Origin of the sequence: Lysinibacillus sp. fls2-241-R2A-57 (assembly GCF_030209535.1) — a bacterium.
GTDB lineage: Bacteria > Bacillota > Bacilli > Bacillales_A > Planococcaceae > Lysinibacillus.
In genome coordinates this window covers 1-17,562 of the sequence record NZ_JARVRU010000004.1, presented here as the reverse complement: position 1 = coordinate 17,562, position 17,562 = coordinate 1, and the positions used below count along the sequence as shown (strand labels likewise).

Here is a 17,562-nt window from a genome sequence, read left to right as displayed (position 1 = left end):
TTTGGAAACTTTGAAGAGGGAGTTAATGAGGTAGTTTAAGTCATTATGAAAAGCAAACACTTAGACCCAGTTAGACATAAAGCTAATTTTTCGGATTTTGGGTTGGGGTATATTTGGAATTGTGATACTGTTTCTTTAGTTAGGTACAATAACTTGTTGATGTGGATTTCTATAATGTATTAGTTTTAAGAGAATCGGTGGGAAGTTTTTAGACCTAAAAATAATCTAAGCAACGTGTGGGACATACTTTTGAGGTGGTCAAGAGTCATACATATAAAGAAGTTAAAACGATGGCGAAGATTAAGAAAAGTAGGTTGATTATAAAAAAAGCTTTTATTCTATATTATTAAACCTTTATTAGAATGGGTAATAGATTCCCCGTATAAAAAAACTGAAAATTTAAAAATGCTCGTAGATGTGGAAATGTTGGATTTTCTAAAATAATATAGAACTTAATCAATCATTCAGCATAGAGTGGAGTAGTAAAATTCCTTTTTGTTCCTGTTTGATAACCTTAATGGTAATATGGTGATTAATATAGAGTATTGGAGTGAAGTCAGATGGGAGATAAAAAGTATCAAGTCTTTATTAGCTCAACCTATACAGACTTAGTAAATGCTAGAGCGAAAATTAGTGAGCAAATTCTTACACTCTATCATTTCCCGATTGGAATGGAGATGTTTAGTGCTGGGGATGATGACCAATGGACAGTAATAACAAATACCATAGATAAGAGTGATTACTATGTTATTATACTTGGACATAGATATGGTTCATTAGCTGATGATGGATTTTCATATACCGAAAAAGAATATGATTATGCTAAGTCGAAGGGTATTCCTATAATGGCATTTATTAAAGACCGTAATGTGCCTACATCCCCTAATGAACGTGAGAATAATCAAAAGAGTATTAAAAAGCTAGAAAGATTTATAGAGAAAGTAACACAGAATAAAATGTGTGATTTTTGGAGTAATGAGGATGAGCTTACATCCAAAGTTACAGCAGCCTTATTTAAGGCATTTACATTGACTCCCCAAATTGGATGGATAAGAGCAAATACCATTGACACTACTAAAACATTAGAAGAACTTACTAAATTAAGTGCTGAGAATAGAGAACTAAAAGAGGAATTAGAATCACTCAAGAAAAAGTTGCAGTTTAGTATTCCTGAAATATTAGTTGAGATTAATAGAGATGATAAGGTGAATATCCCTTTTAACTACGAAATGAAAGTTAATAAGTTAAATTTATATTCAGTGATAGAAGAAAAAGATGTACCCGAGCATTTGCAACCATACATAACAAAAGAAAGCATTGATAAACATAATTTGTTAGTGGAGGAAACTAATGTTAAAATTGAAGATTACAATAGAGAATTAGAAAGTTATAAAAGGGCAAAAGATATGGGTACAGAGTATGAAATTACGCTTTGTAACGATGGAAAAGCAAAAGCTACAAATATTTTTGTTGATATGTATTTTCCGGAAGAAGTTAAAGTTATTGAGGGAGGGATTGATGATTTAACAAAACCCGAAATTCCTGAGTTACCTAAAGACCCGTTACAAGTAGCAGAGGAGAAATATTATGAGGAGCGTTTTAATTTCCCGTTAGCTGATGTATCACATTTTTATTCAGATAAAGCTCTATTTGGAGGAGTAGAATTAAATAGAGGAATTTTAAACTGGAGTTCTTCGAATAGTTTAAATAATAATAAGAATAATCTTATTTCATTTTCTGATAATGAATTGACAATCAAGTGTTCAAGTTTAATGCATACTAGGAAAAGAATCTTTAGTGAGAAGTTTTTAATTGTACCTAAAAGTGTTGGTGATTTTAAGATAGAAATGAATATAATATGTGAGGAGTATACAGAGGCTATTAATAAGGAAATAGGCATAAATGTATATAAAGAATCTTTAAAAGCTTAAGGAATTGATAATTAAATTATTTGTATAAGGTCTTTGAAACAAGTTCGTAAATATGTAATACTCCTCCTATACCTTCATTGTTCTAAATTTAGCTATTGCTATGTTGAAGAAATTGGTTTCCTAAAAATCAACTGAATATGAATTGTAAAAATCTCTGTGGATGTTGCAGAGATTTTTTTGTTTGTGCAAACTAGTATATGGGGTACTATTAATGAATGTATGCTTTTTAGAATTAGCATACATATGAAATATTGATATTAAGCCATTCGCTTATTGATACTCTATTGAATGTATGGTAATGTGAAATTAATTAAAATAGCATACAAAAAAGAGGTGGTAAAATAATGGCTAATTTGAATGAAAAGAAAGGCATGTTAATTGATGTACAACCCATAAAAAGTAAACAAGAAATTAATGAATTAATCGAAGCATTAGGGATGTCACAAAATGGATTACGTGACCAGCTATTATTTAAAATAGGTGTTTCGACAGGATTGAGATGTGGTGACTTAGTTGCTTTGAAAGTGGAACAAGTGAAAGGCAAATCTTCATTCAAGATTCGTGAAGGTAAAACGAAGAAGGAAAGAACGGTTTATTTGAATAATCTTATGGCTGATATTGCAGATTATATTGAAACACTGTCAGCTGATGCTATTTATTTGTTCCCTAGTCGCAAAGGCGATAGTCACATCACAACGACACAAGCGTATCGCATTATTGCTAAAGCTGGTGATATGATAGGCAACCATTCAATAGGAACACATACAATGCGTAAAACATTTGGCTACACATACTATCAAGCAACTAAAGATGTAGCTATATTGATGGAGATATTCAACCATTCATCACAAAAGACTACACTGCGATATATTGGGATTACAGAGGAAACAATTGAAAACAGCATAAAAAGCATTTCATTCTTTTAGTAGGAGCCGCAGGAACATGTTTAGTTGTTACGTTCTTTTTTAGTAATACAGAAGTGATTCTGAGAGGGATTTTAAATGATAGCAGGGGGCTAGATTACCGATATTTAGGTAGGGAGTGTTTTTGAACAGAGCGTCACCTGCTACAGCTACACGAATTTAATTCGGAAATAAAAAGGGATTAGAGATGATTTGATGAATAAGATTGATGATGAAAAATTTATTTTGAATATTGTTAAATTATTTTTATATTATTTAATTTTCATTATGTTTTTTGGAGGAACTTTCCCTCTGATAAGTTATTTAGTAGGAGGTGATAGTGAATCTATTTTGGATTTTTATATTGTATATTGGGGAGCAATAATTTTTTCTTTAGTGTTTACAATAATTTTAGGTGTGTTGCATAAAAGTATGACTTTAACGACTGTAGGATATCGTTTTTCAGTGATTTTGAATATTATTGCTCAGCTCGGAATAAGTTTTAGTAGTAGCTATTTATGGATTTTAGTATGTGGAGTGATTATGGAAATTTTTAAGGAGATGGCTGTGTTTAATGGTTTATTAGAAGTTCGTTATACTTTATTTTTTTTGATGATAGCGTTTATTGGAATGTTAATTACTTCGGGGATATTATTTAGATGTTCGTCTACTCTAAATAATTATTTTTTAAATTTTTTTACAAGTGAATATTTGGTACTATCTAGTATTCAAATAAAAAAAATTTTATCTTCTACATACGCAGAAAAAATTTATGGAATAATGACTATTTTTGTAACAATTGCTTGGCTTAATAATGATAATCTTTCAATGAAAAATTCAACTAAATATTTTGAAACTGTTTTTAATACAGATTTGATTGTCCTTGCTTTCTCATTATCTGTGTATGTTAATTATGTAATTACTTTATTTTTTAAAAGGTGCACTAATTAATATTATTTAACAACTAATTGATATACAATGAAATAAGTAAGGTCTTTGAACCAAGTTCGTAAATATGTCATACTCCCTTGTGGAGAAAAACGTAAAATAACCATGATGTTACATGAAAGGAGGGCTATATTAGCTCTCTTTTTTGTCGCACTAAGAATGTAAAATCATGCATTTACATAGTCTAGTAAGATTACGCTCAAGTCATTTTTATCATAGGTTGCTTCATATAGGCGTGACCACGCTGTGGCAAATTAGTATAGTGTGTATCTCAAAGAAGACGTACATAGATAATATGAAAAAATTTTGAGGTGGTGAATTAGTGTTCAAACAGCGTAAATGGATTAGTAATGAAATACTTAATTGGGAAAGCTATAGTGAAAGTAGTACAGTTCTTGAAAAAGAGAAGGGTGAAAGAGCATTTCGAATTTGGGAGCATGCAAAGAACCTTATCGAGAACAATGAAACGGAATTTCACTTAGCTGATGGGATAACCAATTTGAAAAGAGCTTTGAATCATCGATTAAAGTTAATTGAAGAAATTTATGGTTTTAAGTTTGTAGAGATAAATAATAAACCTAAGGGCTATATGGAGATACTAGAAATTTTTGGCGTTATTAGACCGTTTTTAATGAAGCGTTTGTTAACAATTAGAAATGGTATAGAACATAATGACGAAAAACCACCTTCATATGAGCGATGTATAGAGTTATTAGATGTTGTATGGTACTTTTTAAAATCAACTGATTTAATGGTGCAATTTGCTGTAAATGATTTAGCATTTGAGCTTGAGGTGAAAAATGATAAATCGTATTATTTTGTCTTAAAATATGTAAAGCATGAACGGGATATATTTATTATTAACGGTAATATTCCTGAAAAATTAATATATGATGAACTTACACCTGATACTATTGAAGTAGTATTGGGCGAAATCGAAGGAATTAAGGATACGAGGCTTTCAATGGCATATGAAGAAAAAGTAATTAAACTTCCACGTAGTTCGATTCATGGAGAAATAATACTCAGTGATTTTGACAAGATAGGGATTATAAATAAATTTGTATTTTCGTATTGAATAAAATCATTATTTTAAGTGAACGAATGTAAGTAGGTCTGAGGGCTATCGTCTAATTTAAAACTTGCTAACTTAGCTATAAGTAATGTATATTTACTATTTATAGAAGGTAAAAATTTGGTTATATTTTAGTTATTTTCGTTTATTTTAGAGAACCCTTGATATTAGTGATTTCGTAGACAATAGTTAAAGTCTATTTTCTTGGTAGTAACCCAGGTACAATCCGTGGTGACTATGCAACAACTGTTTCTCACAACATCATTCACGGTTCTGACTCACTTGCTTCTGCTGAGCGCGAAATCGGCTTATTCTTCGGTGAAGATTTAGTTTAATTTCTTTCAGCAGCAATTATGCCTTGGCGTAATTGATTTTGTAAATACATTAAGCAATCTCAATTCAATTTGAGGTTGCTTTTTTTAGTGCTCTAAAATGGAGTGACGGTTGCTTTATTAAAGCGACGGATAAAAGCCTAGAACTAAAGAATAGACCTATTAAAACAGTGGATAGAATTTTCTAGATACATATAGAATTGTTAAATACTTCTTAGTAATGTAAAATAAAAGATATAATATTCTGATAATTAAAGTTTTTTAACTTCTTTCAGCATATGAATCTGGATGTAAGCTACTTTTCAGCAGATGTCCAAACACCGGCTGAAAGAAATTAAAGCGCCGATTCCGGACGCAATTATGCCGAGGCATAATTGATTAGCTTAATAATCAAGAATATATTTCATAACATCTAAATACATTGGATGATAGGAAATGAGAGAATTGACAGTGCAAAGGGGTTTTTAAAATGAGAGAAGTGGTGATTGTAGCGGCTGTTCGTACAGCAGTTGGCAGGAGTAAAGGGGCGTTAAGCAATGTTCGTGCTGACGATTTAGCTGCAGATGTATTGCAAGAGGTTGTCCATCGAGCTGGGATTGAAAAGGCACAAGTGGAGGATGTTATTTTTGGCTGTGTGACGCAAACGGCTGAGCAGGGAGCAAATATAGCTCGTACATCATTGTTAATGGCAGGCTTTCCAGAGACTGTACCAGGTGTGACAATTGATCGACAATGTGGTTCAAGTCAGCAGGCTGTACATTTTGCAGCACAGGCCATTTTAGCAGGCGATATGGATATTGTCATAGCGGGTGGGGTTGAAAGCATGACGAGGGTGCCGATGGGTTCTAACATGAAGGGTGCCCATGAAGGTAAAAGGTTACAAGAAAACTATACAATTATACATCAAGGGTTATCAGCTGAGAAAATAGCGGAAAAATGGAACTTATCAAAGGAACAGCTAAATAACTATGCTTACAATAGTCATAGACGAGCATTAGCTGCTATTGAAGCGAATCATTTTAAACAGGAAATACTACCTGTCCAAGTTATGCAAGAAGACGGCTCAGTTACAATGTTTTCTGTTGATGAGGGACCTCGTGCTGAAACGACAGTTGATAAATTAAATGGACTAAAAACTGTCTTCCAGGAAGATGGTGTAATAACAGCTGGAAACGCAAGTCAAATGAGTGATGGTGCTTCTGCTGTAGTTGTTATGTCTTTAGAAAAGGCACAGGAGCTGGGCATACGGCCGCTTGCTAAAATTATTACTAGAGTGGTCGTTGGCTCAGATCCGACGTTAATGCTAACGGGTCCAATTGAGGCAACTAGGCAAGCGCTAGAACGCTCAGGTCTTACGATAGAAGAAATTGATACGTATGAAGTGAACGAAGCTTTTGCGCCTGTACCAATTGTCTGGTTGCGTGAGATTGGTGCAGATTCAAATAAATTAAATCCAGATGGTGGAGCAATTGCTTTAGGGCATCCATTAGCAGCGACGGGTACAAAATTGTTAACAACGATGCTGTATCGGATGGAGCGAGAAAATTTACGCTATGGATTACTTGCTATATGTGAAGGTATGGGGATGGCGAATGCCACTATTATTGAAAAAATGTAAAAGGGGTTGTGTTTGATGAAGTGTCATGAAGTGATAGCGGTTGTAACAGGTGGAGCGTCTGGTTTAGGAGAGGCGACTGTTCGAAAAATTGTTGCAGAGGGCGGCAAAGCAGTAATTTTTGATCTTAATGACGAGCGAGGACATGCATTAGTAGAGGAGTTAGGGGAGAATGTCCTATATGCACGTGTTGATGTCACAAAAGAAGCTGATGTAGCGGCAGGGCTTGCGCAAGCTGTAGCAACATTCGGGTCCATTAATGTCACAGTAAATTGTGCAGGAATTGCTGATGCAAGTAAAGTAATTTCAAAGCGTGGTCTACATGCCCTTGATATGTTTGAAAAGGTGATCTCAGTCAATTTAATTGGTACTTTCAATGTTATTCGCCTAGCAGCTGAGAAGATGCAAAATAATGAACCAAACGAGGATGGTCAGCGTGGGGTTATTATTAATACTGCATCTGTAGCGGCGTTTGATGGGCAAATAGGGCAAGCTGCATATAGTGCATCAAAGGGTGGTGTGGCAGCGATGACTTTGCCAATTGCACGAGAGCTAGCTGAAATTGGTGTACGTGTTATGACTATTGCACCAGGGTTAGTAGAAACACCAATGTTTGCATCGTTACCAGAGCCGGCAAGAACAGCACTTGGCACAATGACTCCGTTTCCTAAACGACTTGGGAAACCATCTGAATATGCACTATTGGTCGAAAGCATTATTCAAAATGGTTTATTAAATGGCGAAGTAATCCGTTTAGACGGCGCAATCAGAATGCAACCAAAATAGGGGATAACCAGAAGGTGCTCTACTCAGCTTGCTCAGAGCTTAGTGGATGAATGAACGCTGAAACCCATCTTCTTTAATCTGTTTTTTATTGCTAGAAGTAGAAAGATATTTGCGGATAGCGGACCAAAAGATTAGGTTTATCAGCATATTTTGTTTCGTATGTATTTGTTGGTAGCAGTAGTTAACCTTGGACGATTAAAAAATTTTTAAGAACAAAGGGGAGCGTTTTTATGCATATGATGGATACACCTTTATTATTAACAAGTTTTTTGGATCGAGCAGAACGATTTTTCCATGCGAAAAAAATTTATTCGCGGACAAGCCCTACAACAATTCATGAGATTACCTATAAAGAATATGTAAAACGGACTCGTAAATTAGCAGATGCCCTTACAAAGTTGGGAATGGAGCGAGGTATGAAGGTTGGTACCTTTGCTTGGAATCATCACCGCCATTTAGAAGCATATTTTGCAGTTCCTTGCGCAGGAGCTGTATTGCATATGATTAATATTCGATTATCGCCTGAGCATATTGCTTATGTCATTAATCATGCAGAAGATGAAATATTACTAATTGATGATAATTTAGTTCCACTTATAGCACCGATCGTTTCGCAGCTTAAATCAGTAAAGCATTATATCGTAATGGGAGATGATATCGCGCTAGAAAACATCCCATTACCGAATGCTCTTTCTTATGAGGCATTACTTGCAGAGGCAAATGATGATTTTAAATTTCCAGAGGATCTAGATGAAAATACACCTGCCGGTATGTGCTACACAAGTGCGACTACAGGAATGCCAAAGGGTGTAGTGTATACTCATCGTAGTATTGTCCTTCATAGTATGGTAGCGGGACTATCCGAGGGTGTTGGTATAAGCGAGGCAGATGTTGTACTACCTGTCGTACCAATGTTCCATGCGAATGCGTGGGGGTTTCCGTTTGCTGGTGTATTATTTGGTGCTACACAGGTGCTACCAGGACCAATGTTTACACCACAGTTACTACTGGATTTATTTGAAACATATAAGGTAACACTGACAGCAGGAGTACCTACAATTTGGCTTGGTGTACTACAGGAGCAGCGTAAAAATCCTCGTGATTTATCCTCTTTACGTTTGATTGTATGTGGTGGTTCGGCATCACCGCTTGGTCTAGTTCGAGGCTTTGAGGAGGAGCATAAAATTCCTTATATTACGGGCTTTGGTATGACCGAGACATCGCCACTTGTAAGCCTATCTACGTATTTAACGCATATGCAAGATTATACAAACGATGAGAAAATGGATGTTCGTATTACACAGGGGCTAACGGTGCCGCTCATTGAAACACGGGTGGTCAATGAAAATGGGGAAGTACCTTGGGATGGCAAAACAATGGGCGAATTAACAATTAGGGGCCCATGGATTGCTGGAGAATACTACAATGATGAGCGAACTACAGACGCCTTTAAAGATGGCTGGCTCTACACGGGAGATATTGCGGTAGTGACAGAAGATGGTTATATAAAAATAACAGATCGTACAAAGGATTTAATTAAAAGCGGTGGAGAATGGATTTCTTCAGTGGAGCTTGAAAATGCTTTGATGTCACATCCTAAAGTGTTTGAGGCCGCAGTTATAGCAATCCCGCATGAAAAATGGATTGAACGACCTCTTGCATGTGTTGTACCAAAACCTGAATTTAAGGATTCTATTACGAAATCAGAGCTATTAGATGATTTGCGATCGCAATTCCATAAAACATGGATTCCTGATGATGTTGTGTTTTTAGATGAGGTACCTAAAACCTCTGTAGGAAAATTCATGAAGATAAAATTGCGAGAAGAGCTAAAGGATTACCGAGTTGAGGTTTAATAGATTTAATCTTTGAAGGTGGTGACTAACTGCCTTCATTTTTTACGTAAAAAACTGGATCATTACCATAACGAGAGGTTGATTTCCGTTCCGGCTGGGCGCTTTGAAGTATTGTTTGTAAGAAAAAAGTATATGGGGCGGAGTCAGTCTAAGTCCACATACATGGAAAGTGCCATAAAGTGCATTAGAACCAACCGAATCAACGGAATATTTTAGCTAAATTAATGAAAGAATGAATAGAAAAATGAAACTATTTTTTCCATTTTGCCGTATAATCATTAGTAATGAAAGGAAGTGGACGTATTGGAAATTGCAACGATTGCAATTTTGGGAGGCGTATTAATTGCATTAGCAGGTATTTTTACTGATGCAAACACAAGAAAGCAAAAAATTAAATTAAAGGCTATAGAAAAGGAAGTAGAGCTAGAAAAGCTCAGACTAGAAACATACACGATGGAAACTGAAAAGATGCGCCTAGAATTAGAACATTCAAAAGTTTTACTATTAGAGGAAAAACAAAACTCAACTAAGTAACGTAGATTACATGTGAAAGACTATTTCAGGAATGGCACTTTTCCGCTATAATTGAAATACGACGCTAGAGGGGAAGATGACCGTATGTCTGATTATGAACAATTTATAGAAGGTATAAAGCGCAAAACAGGAATAGATTTAGCGTTATATAAAGAAGCGCAAATGAAAAGACGATTAACATCTCTCTATGAGAAGAAAGGTTATCGTAATTTTGTAGACTTTCTAAAGGCACTTGAACAAGATCGTGACTTAATGAATGAGTTTTTAGACCGTATGACGATCAATGTTTCCGAATTTTATCGAAATGGTAAGCGTTGGGAAGTATTGCAGAAAAAAATATTTCCGAAATTACTGCAATCTAATAAGCGTTTAAAAATTTGGAGTGCTGCTTGTTCAACTGGGGAAGAACCTTATTCTTTAGTAATGGTATTATCTCAATTAGTACCATTATCTCAAATCCAAATCATCGCTACTGATTTGGATGAAAACGTCATTCAAAAGGCGAAGTTAGGTTTGTATCCGGAGCGCTCATTAGCAGAAGTGCCGAGTGATATTAAAGCAAAGTATTTTGAACAAGAAGGTTCTTTCTATAGGGTCAAGGATGAGATTAAACGTTGTGTGACTTTTAAGAAGCATAATTTACTTAATGATCACTATGATGCTAATTATGATTTAATTGTCTGCCGTAATGTCATGATTTATTTTACTGAAGAAGCTAAGGATCAGATTTATACGAATTTTAGTAAAGCATTGCGCAAGGATGGGATTTTATTTGTTGGATCAACAGAGCAAATCTTTAATCCATCTCGTTATGAGTATGAAGTAGAGGATACATTCTTCTATAGACGAAAATAGTTAATAATATGAGAAAAGCAATCGTACAGTAGACAACATGAATGTCATGTACATATTTTAAGGCTTCAAATATAGATAATCGTACGCTTTTCGCTTGTTATAAGCAAAAAGCGTATTTTTTATAAGAAGCACTTCATTTCAGTAGTGTAGCGAATATGTTTGTTCAATGAAATTTATACTATCTTTTTTTACACGAATTGTTCAGAATATTCGAATTTGCCGCGAGTGCTAGTAGTTTATGAGTTGCTGGAACAGTTTGAAATTTGCAAATAATTAAAACTGTACTTTAAAGACATTTGCAAAAGGACTGTTTTTTTAGAGAATATATGTTATAGTGAAAAATACATACTTTAGCGAGTTGAAGGGAGAAAGCGTTTATGCGTTACTTAACAGCGGGGGAGTCACATGGACCCCAATTAACAACAATTATTGAGGGCTTACCGTCACTCTTACCAATTACAGCAGAAAAAATTAACCATGATTTAAAACGACGCCAAGGAGGACATGGACGCGGTCGTCGTATGCAAATCGAAACAGATACAGTGGAAATAGTTGCTGGTGTTCGTCACGGACAAACACTTGGTTCTCCTGTAGCACTCGTAGTCACAAATGATGACTGGAAGCACTGGACAAAAATTATGGGAGCAGAGCCATTAGCAGAAGATGTGAATCCTGAAGAGATCAAACGCCAAATTTCACGTCCACGTCCAGGACATGCGGATTTAGTAGGTGGCATGAAATATGGACACCGTGATTTACGCAATGTATTAGAGCGTTCTTCAGCGCGTGAGACAACTGTTCGTGTTGCGGTAGGTTCTGTTGCAAAGGCGCTATTAAATGAATTAGGTATTTCAATTGTGTCACATGTAACAGAAATTGTTGGCATTAAGGCAGATACTTCTTTAGTAGAAGGGAAATCTGCAGATGAAATTCGTGCCATTGTTGAAGCAGATCCTTGCTATTGTGTTGACCCAGAGGCTTCTGCAAAAATGGTAGAGGCGATTGATGAAACGAAAAAAGCGGGTGACTCAATTGGTGGCGTTGTTGAAGTGATCGTTGAAGGAATGCCAGCTGGTGTTGGTTCATATGTTCATTATGATCGAAAACTAGATTCAAAACTTGCAGCTGCAATGCTATCTATCAATGCATTTAAAGGTGTTGAATTTGGAATTGGGTTTGAAATGGCACGTCGTAAAGGCTCTGAAGTACATGATGAAATCATTTGGTCAGAGGAAGAAGGCTACACACGTGCAACAAATCGACTGGGTGGTTTAGAAGGTGGAATGTCTACTGGAATGCCTATTGTCGTACGTGGTGTAATGAAACCAATCCCTACATTATATAAACCGTTACAAAGTGTTGATATTGAAACAAAAGAGCCATTTAAAGCTAGTGTAGAGCGCTCGGATAGCTGTGCAGTACCGGCAGCATCAGTAGTTGCGGAGCACGTTATTGCCTGGGAAATAGCAAATGTAATATTGGAACAATTCCATAGTGATCAATTACCTCAATTAAAAGCTCAAATCGACGAACAGCGTCGTTATACAAAGGGATTCTAATTTATGCGAGTACAAGTAGCGACGAAATCGCATCAATATGAGGTTGTACTTGGGCATAAATTTTTAGCGGAAGCAGTAAAAGCATTTGACAATATGCTACAAAAAGCTGATAAGCTCATTGTTTTTACGGATGCTAATGTATGGGCAGCACAAGGAGATTATTTCAAGGCTAATTTCCCTTATGATTTTGAAGTCTTTGTCTTACCAGGTGGTGAGGCATGTAAAACCTTCGAACAATACAATGCAGCGCAAACATTTTTACTTGAACAAAAATGTTCACGTAAATCATTTATTTTTGCATTTGGTGGGGGAGCCGTAGGTGATTTAACAGGCTTTGTTGCAGCCACTTATATGCGTGGGGTACCGTTTATTCAAATCCCGACAACGATTTTAGCACACGACTCAGCAGTAGGTGGTAAAACAGCTATTAATCATCCACTAGGAAAGAATATGATTGGTGCGTTTTATCAACCTGAGGGAGTAATATATGATACTGTATTTATCGAAAGCTTACCTGAGCGCGAGGTACGTTCGGGAACAGCGGAAGTGATAAAGCATGCGATGATTTCTAATGCAGTATGGTTAGAGGAATTAATGGCAGAAGAGACAGTTATTCATTTTAGCACGGAAGAGTTAGCAAAGCATCTTGGAAAAGGTATAGAAGTGAAGGCGCATATAGTTGCAGAGGACGAAACCGAGCAATCCGTGCGAAAATTTTTAAACTTAGGTCATACTTATGGGCATGCAATTGAAGCGGCTGCTGGGTATGGAAAAGTAGCACATGGAGAGGCAGTAATGATTGGACTCGTTTATTGCTTATTATTAAGTGAACGATACGGCGAGTTAGATCGTAATTTCACTACAGCATTTTTGCAATTTGCATTAAAAAATGGCTATCCATTTGAAGCTGTGAAAGAATATTCTTTTGAACAGTTAACAGAGTATCTAATGAAAGATAAAAAAGCGGAGTATGGTATTTTACAATTTGTATTATTAGAAAAAATTAGTAAACCATTTGTGCGACCAATTGATATAGCTGAGTGCAAAGAAGTAGATGCCGAATTCCGACAGCTATTAGCGGAGGTGCTTGTATGATTCGTGGACTTAGAGGAGCAATTACAATTGAATCTGACAAGCCAGAGTTTGTATGGGATGAGACAGCAAGATTAGTACGTGAAGTAGTAGCAGCAAATAATGTGGAGGTAGATGATATTGCTTCTATACTTATATCCACAACACCTGATATTACGTCAGCATTTCCAGCACGTGCCGTACGATTAATGGACGGGTGGCAATATGTACCTGTTATGTGTACACATGAAATGGACGTGCCAAACGCACTGCCACTTTGTATTCGTATATTAATACATGCGAATGTGGAAGTGGCACAAAAAGATGTAAAGCACTTGTATCTTAATGATGCAGTGAAATTAAGACCAGATTTAGCCCAAGCTAAATAATTAGAGGAGATGTTTGAGATGAAATGGAAACAACAATTGGACGGTATGAAAGCATATAAGCCTGGTAAACCAATTGAAGAAGTACAACGTGAATATGGCTTACAAGAAGTCGTAAAATTAGCATCTAATGAAAATCCATTTGGGTGCTCACCTAAGATAACAGCTTATTTACAAAATAATTCAGCAAATCATGCTATCTATCCAGATGGCTATGCACAAAATTTACGTACGGCTGTTGCAAATCATCTAGGTGTCAATGAAACACAGCTTCTTTTTGGTAACGGCTCTGACGATATTATTGCAATTATTACTCGTGCACTGTTGTATCCAGGTGTGAACACAGTCATGGCAGACCCATCATTCTCTCAATACTGGCACAATGCTGAAATTGAAGGTGCAGAGGTACGCAAAGTTCCTTGTATTGAAGGTGCGCATGACTTAGATGCAATGCTAGCAGCCATTGATGATCATACATCAATCGTTTGGGTTTGTAGTCCAAATAATCCAACGGGGGTTGTAATACCTGATGTTGAATTGCGTGCATTTTTAGCTAAGGTACCAAGTGACGTACTAGTAGTATTAGATGAAGCGTATATCGAATACGTAACGCATCCAGGTCACAAAGATACGCTATCATTAATCGACGAGTTTCCAAATGTACTATTATTGCGTACATTCTCAAAAGCATATGGTCTTGCTTCTTTCCGAGTTGGTTATGCAATAGGGCAACCAGAAGTAATTGCTAAGCTGGATCCCGTAAGATCGCCATTTAATAATACAATTTTAAGTCAAGCAGTTGCGACAATTGCTATAAGTGACCAAGAGTTTATAAAAGCTTGCCGTGAAGCGAATGAAAAAGGTAAAAAACAATATGTTGAATTTTGTGAAAAATATAATTTAAAATACTTCCCTTCTGATACGAACTTTATTTTCTTTAATACGAATGCTGATAGCGATGTTGTTTTCAATGAGCTTATGAAGCGAGGCTTTATAATCCGTAGCGGAAATGCGTTAGGATTACCTGGGTTTATCCGTGTGACCATCGGAACTGAGGCTCAAAATGAAGCATTGCTTGGTCACCTTGAAAACGTCCTAAAAGAGCAAGGGGTTTTTGGATGACACGTAAAGTGCTCGTTATTGGGCTAGGTCTAATTGGAGGCTCGATTGCCTTAGCATTACAAAAGGCACCTGAAACAACAATAACAGGCTATGATATGGATGCAAAAACACGTGAACATGCGAAAACGTTAAATATTGTTCATGATATTGTGACAGATCCGAAAAAAGTTGCAGCCGACGTGGATGTCATTATTTTTGGAACTCCCGTCAACGCAACACTTGAATGGATGGAACAATTAAAAACATGGCCGTTAAAAAATAAGGTAATCGTAACAGATACAGGTAGTACAAAAAAAATGATTATGCAAAAGGCGGGGGAATTACGTGAGCTAGGCATTACTTTTATCGGTGGACATCCAATGGCAGGTTCCCATAAAAGTGGTGTATTAGCTGCGAAGGCCCACCTTTTTGAAAATGCGTATTATATGCTAACGCCACTCGCTGGTGAAGAAATTGTGAATATGGCACAGCTTGAAAGTCTATTAAAATTTACACATGCAAAAGTTGTTAGTGTATCTGCTCGTGAGCATGATCATATGACAGCTGTAGTTAGTCATTTTCCACATGTCGTTGCTGCTTCTCTTGTGCATCAGTTGGGCGGAGAAAATGGGGAATATCCGATGACACGTTCACTTGCTGCAGGTGGCTTCCGTGATGTAACGCGCATTGCCTCGTCCAATCCGATTTTATGGCGAGATATTACATTGCAAAATCGTGATGAGCTTATTGCACAACTAGAAGGCTGGGAAAATGAAATGACTCGTGTGAAGGAGCTGCTTTTAAATGGTGGTTCAGATGACATTGAAAATTATTTTGCGGTAGCCAAAGAGCTAAGAGATGAATTACCGATTAGTGCAGGAGCGATGTTTACCTCATTTGACTTATATGTTGATGTTCCTGACTATCCAGGGGTTATTTCTGAGGTGACAGGCTTGCTTGCAGACGAAGCGATTAGTATTACCAATTTACGTATCGTAGAGTCACGTGAAGATGTTTTCGGGATTCTTGTTATTAGCTTACAAAGCGAAAGTGACCGTGAACGTGCAGCGGCGTGTATACAAAAGCGTGCAAATTATGAAACATATATTTCATAGTCATAAATCATAAGAAAGCGTCGGAATTACGGCGCTTTCTATCTTCATATTGGAGGGAAAAAACGATGAGTGAAAAAGTATTACAATATGATAAGCCTTCCTTACAAGGGACTTTAACGATTCCTGGTGATAAATCTGTTTCTCACCGTTCCGTTATGTTTGGAGCTATTGCAACGGGTAAAACGACAGTTGACGGCTTTTTATTAGGTGAGGATTGTTTAAGTACAATTGATTGTTTCCGAAAGCTCGGTGTTAAAATTGAAGTGGAAGGAACAAATGTATCGATCGACAGTCCGGGTATAGATGGGTGGCAAGAACCTACAGAAGTACTATACACAGGAAACTCTGGTACGACGACACGCTTAATGCTAGGGATTTTAGCTGGTTCTAATGGTCACTCAGTAATGACAGGGGATGCGTCTATTGGAAAGCGACCAATGCGCCGTGTGATTGATCCATTACGTCAAATGGGTGCACACATTACTGGAAGGGCAGATGGACAATACACGCCATTAGCCATTCAAGGTACAACATTACGAGCTATAGATTATCATATGCCTGTTGCGAGTGCACAGGTGAAGTCAGCTATTTTACTTGCAGGTTTACGTGCTGAGGGTACTACAATTGTTCGAGAAACTGAAGTATCTCGAGATCATACTGAGAGAATGCTTCGTCAATTTGGAGCAAAGGTTGATGAGGTGGATGGTGTTATTTCAATAAAAGGAGGGCAAACTCTAACGGGGACGCATGTTTCTGTTCCAGGTGATATTTCATCTGCTGCCTTTTTCTTAGTTGCAGGAGCTATCTGTGAAGATAGTAAAATAATGCTAAAAAATGTCGGAATTAACCCAACACGAGATGGGATCATCGAAGTGCTTCAAAAAATGGGTGCATCTATGACACTTATTCCGGATGAAGATAGTCAATCAGAGCCGACAGCAACAATTACAATTGAAACGTCAGCATTAAAAGGCACTACAATCGAGGGAGATATTATTCCTCGTCTTATCGATGAAATCCCGATCCTTGCTTTATTAGCAACGCAGGCAAATGGAAAAACTATTATTAAGGATGCCGAGGAGTTAAAAGTAAAGGAAACAGACCGGATAACGGCTGTAGTGGATGAATTGAAAAAACTAGGCGCTAATATTGAAGCCACCGAGGATGGAATGATTATTGAAGGACCAACACCATTACGAGGTGCTAGTCTTAAAACCTATGGTGATCATCGTATTGGAATGATGGGTGCTGTTGCAGCACTAATAACAGATGGGGCAGTAATTTTAGATGACGCAGAATGTATAGCGGTGTCTTACCCACCGTTTTTCGAGCATATAGAGGAAGTAAAGTAAAATGAAACGCCAGCAAATGGGTTTCGTCTGTGCGAAAGCAAAGCGACAGCAACAAATGTTTTCTATAGCGAAAGCAAAGCGACAGCAACAATGTTTTCTGTGCGAAAGCGAAGCGACAGCAACAAATGTTTTCTGTGCGAAAGC

The 17,562-nt window shown here is 36.8% G+C and carries 16 protein-coding genes and 1 pseudogene; all 17 read left to right on the top strand.

Annotated elements, in window-relative coordinates:
* Positions 1-236: 236 nt before the first annotated feature.
* The 17 genes and pseudogenes from QRN68_RS26890 to aroA all read left to right on the top strand — a co-directional run bounded on the left by QRN68_RS26890 (position 237) and on the right by aroA (position 17,418).
* Positions 237-350: a hypothetical protein gene (locus tag QRN68_RS26890; protein ID WP_350224326.1), complete on the top strand. Its 114-nt coding sequence runs from the start codon at positions 237-239 to the stop codon at positions 348-350.
* A 210-nt stretch (positions 351-560) separates the two neighbouring features.
* Positions 561-1,931 (top strand): DUF4062 domain-containing protein, encoded by a 1,371-nt coding sequence (locus tag QRN68_RS01195; protein WP_285394758.1) that lies wholly within the window; start codon positions 561-563, stop codon positions 1,929-1,931.
* Positions 1,932-2,275: 344 nt separating this feature from the next.
* Positions 2,276-2,857, top strand: coding sequence for a tyrosine-type recombinase/integrase (locus QRN68_RS01190; RefSeq protein WP_285394757.1), 582 nt, complete (start codon positions 2,276-2,278; stop codon positions 2,855-2,857).
* Between the two features lie 192 nt (positions 2,858-3,049).
* Complete coding sequence (locus QRN68_RS01185; protein ID WP_285394756.1) at positions 3,050-3,784, top strand: hypothetical protein; 735 nt, start codon at positions 3,050-3,052, stop codon at positions 3,782-3,784.
* A gap of 319 nt (positions 3,785-4,103) precedes the next feature.
* Positions 4,104-4,859: a hypothetical protein gene (locus QRN68_RS01180; protein WP_285394755.1), complete on the top strand. Its 756-nt coding sequence runs from the start codon at positions 4,104-4,106 to the stop codon at positions 4,857-4,859.
* 206 nt (positions 4,860-5,065) lie between these two features.
* Positions 5,066-5,191, top strand: a pseudogene (locus QRN68_RS01175) (nucleoside-diphosphate kinase); the annotation flags it as partial.
* A gap of 466 nt (positions 5,192-5,657) precedes the next feature.
* The gene (locus tag QRN68_RS01170) at positions 5,658-6,806 is read left to right on the top strand and encodes a thiolase family protein (RefSeq protein ID WP_285394754.1); all 1,149 of its coding nucleotides are present in this window, start codon (positions 5,658-5,660) and stop codon (positions 6,804-6,806) included.
* 15 nt (positions 6,807-6,821) lie between these two features.
* Positions 6,822-7,589, top strand: coding sequence for a 3-hydroxyacyl-CoA dehydrogenase (locus tag QRN68_RS01165; protein WP_285394753.1), 768 nt, complete (start codon positions 6,822-6,824; stop codon positions 7,587-7,589).
* A 230-nt stretch (positions 7,590-7,819) separates the two neighbouring features.
* Positions 7,820-9,445 carry a long-chain fatty acid--CoA ligase gene (locus tag QRN68_RS01160; RefSeq protein ID WP_285394752.1) on the top strand — a complete coding sequence of 542 codons (1,626 nt, stop codon included), beginning with the start codon at positions 7,820-7,822 and terminating at the stop codon, positions 9,443-9,445.
* A 294-nt stretch (positions 9,446-9,739) separates the two neighbouring features.
* Entirely contained in the window at positions 9,740-9,979 is a 240-nt protein-coding gene (locus QRN68_RS01155; RefSeq protein ID WP_285394751.1) for a hypothetical protein, read from the top strand.
* A gap of 84 nt (positions 9,980-10,063) precedes the next feature.
* The gene (locus QRN68_RS01150; protein ID WP_285394750.1) at positions 10,064-10,834 is read left to right on the top strand and encodes a CheR family methyltransferase; all 771 of its coding nucleotides are present in this window, start codon (positions 10,064-10,066) and stop codon (positions 10,832-10,834) included.
* A 377-nt stretch (positions 10,835-11,211) separates the two neighbouring features.
* Positions 11,212-12,393 (top strand): chorismate synthase, encoded by a 1,182-nt coding sequence (aroC, locus tag QRN68_RS01145; RefSeq protein WP_285394749.1) that lies wholly within the window; start codon positions 11,212-11,214, stop codon positions 12,391-12,393.
* A gap of 3 nt (positions 12,394-12,396) precedes the next feature.
* On the top strand, positions 12,397-13,488 hold the full coding sequence (gene aroB, locus QRN68_RS01140) for a 3-dehydroquinate synthase (protein WP_285394748.1): 1,092 nt from the start codon (positions 12,397-12,399) through the stop codon (positions 13,486-13,488).
* A complete protein-coding gene (aroH, locus tag QRN68_RS01135; protein WP_285394747.1) occupies positions 13,485-13,853 on the top strand; it encodes a chorismate mutase in 369 nt (122 codons plus the stop codon). Before aroB ends, aroH begins: the two co-directional genes overlap by 4 nt.
* A gap of 18 nt (positions 13,854-13,871) precedes the next feature.
* Positions 13,872-14,972 carry a histidinol-phosphate transaminase gene (gene hisC / locus QRN68_RS01130; protein WP_285394746.1) on the top strand — a complete coding sequence of 367 codons (1,101 nt, stop codon included), beginning with the start codon at positions 13,872-13,874 and terminating at the stop codon, positions 14,970-14,972.
* The gene (locus QRN68_RS01125) at positions 14,969-16,066 is read left to right on the top strand and encodes a prephenate dehydrogenase (protein ID WP_285394745.1); all 1,098 of its coding nucleotides are present in this window, start codon (positions 14,969-14,971) and stop codon (positions 16,064-16,066) included. Before hisC ends, QRN68_RS01125 begins: the two co-directional genes overlap by 4 nt.
* Before the next feature lie 65 nt (positions 16,067-16,131).
* Complete coding sequence (aroA, locus tag QRN68_RS01120) at positions 16,132-17,418, top strand: 3-phosphoshikimate 1-carboxyvinyltransferase (protein WP_285394744.1); 1,287 nt, start codon at positions 16,132-16,134, stop codon at positions 17,416-17,418.
* The last annotated feature ends 144 nt before the right edge of the window (positions 17,419-17,562 follow it).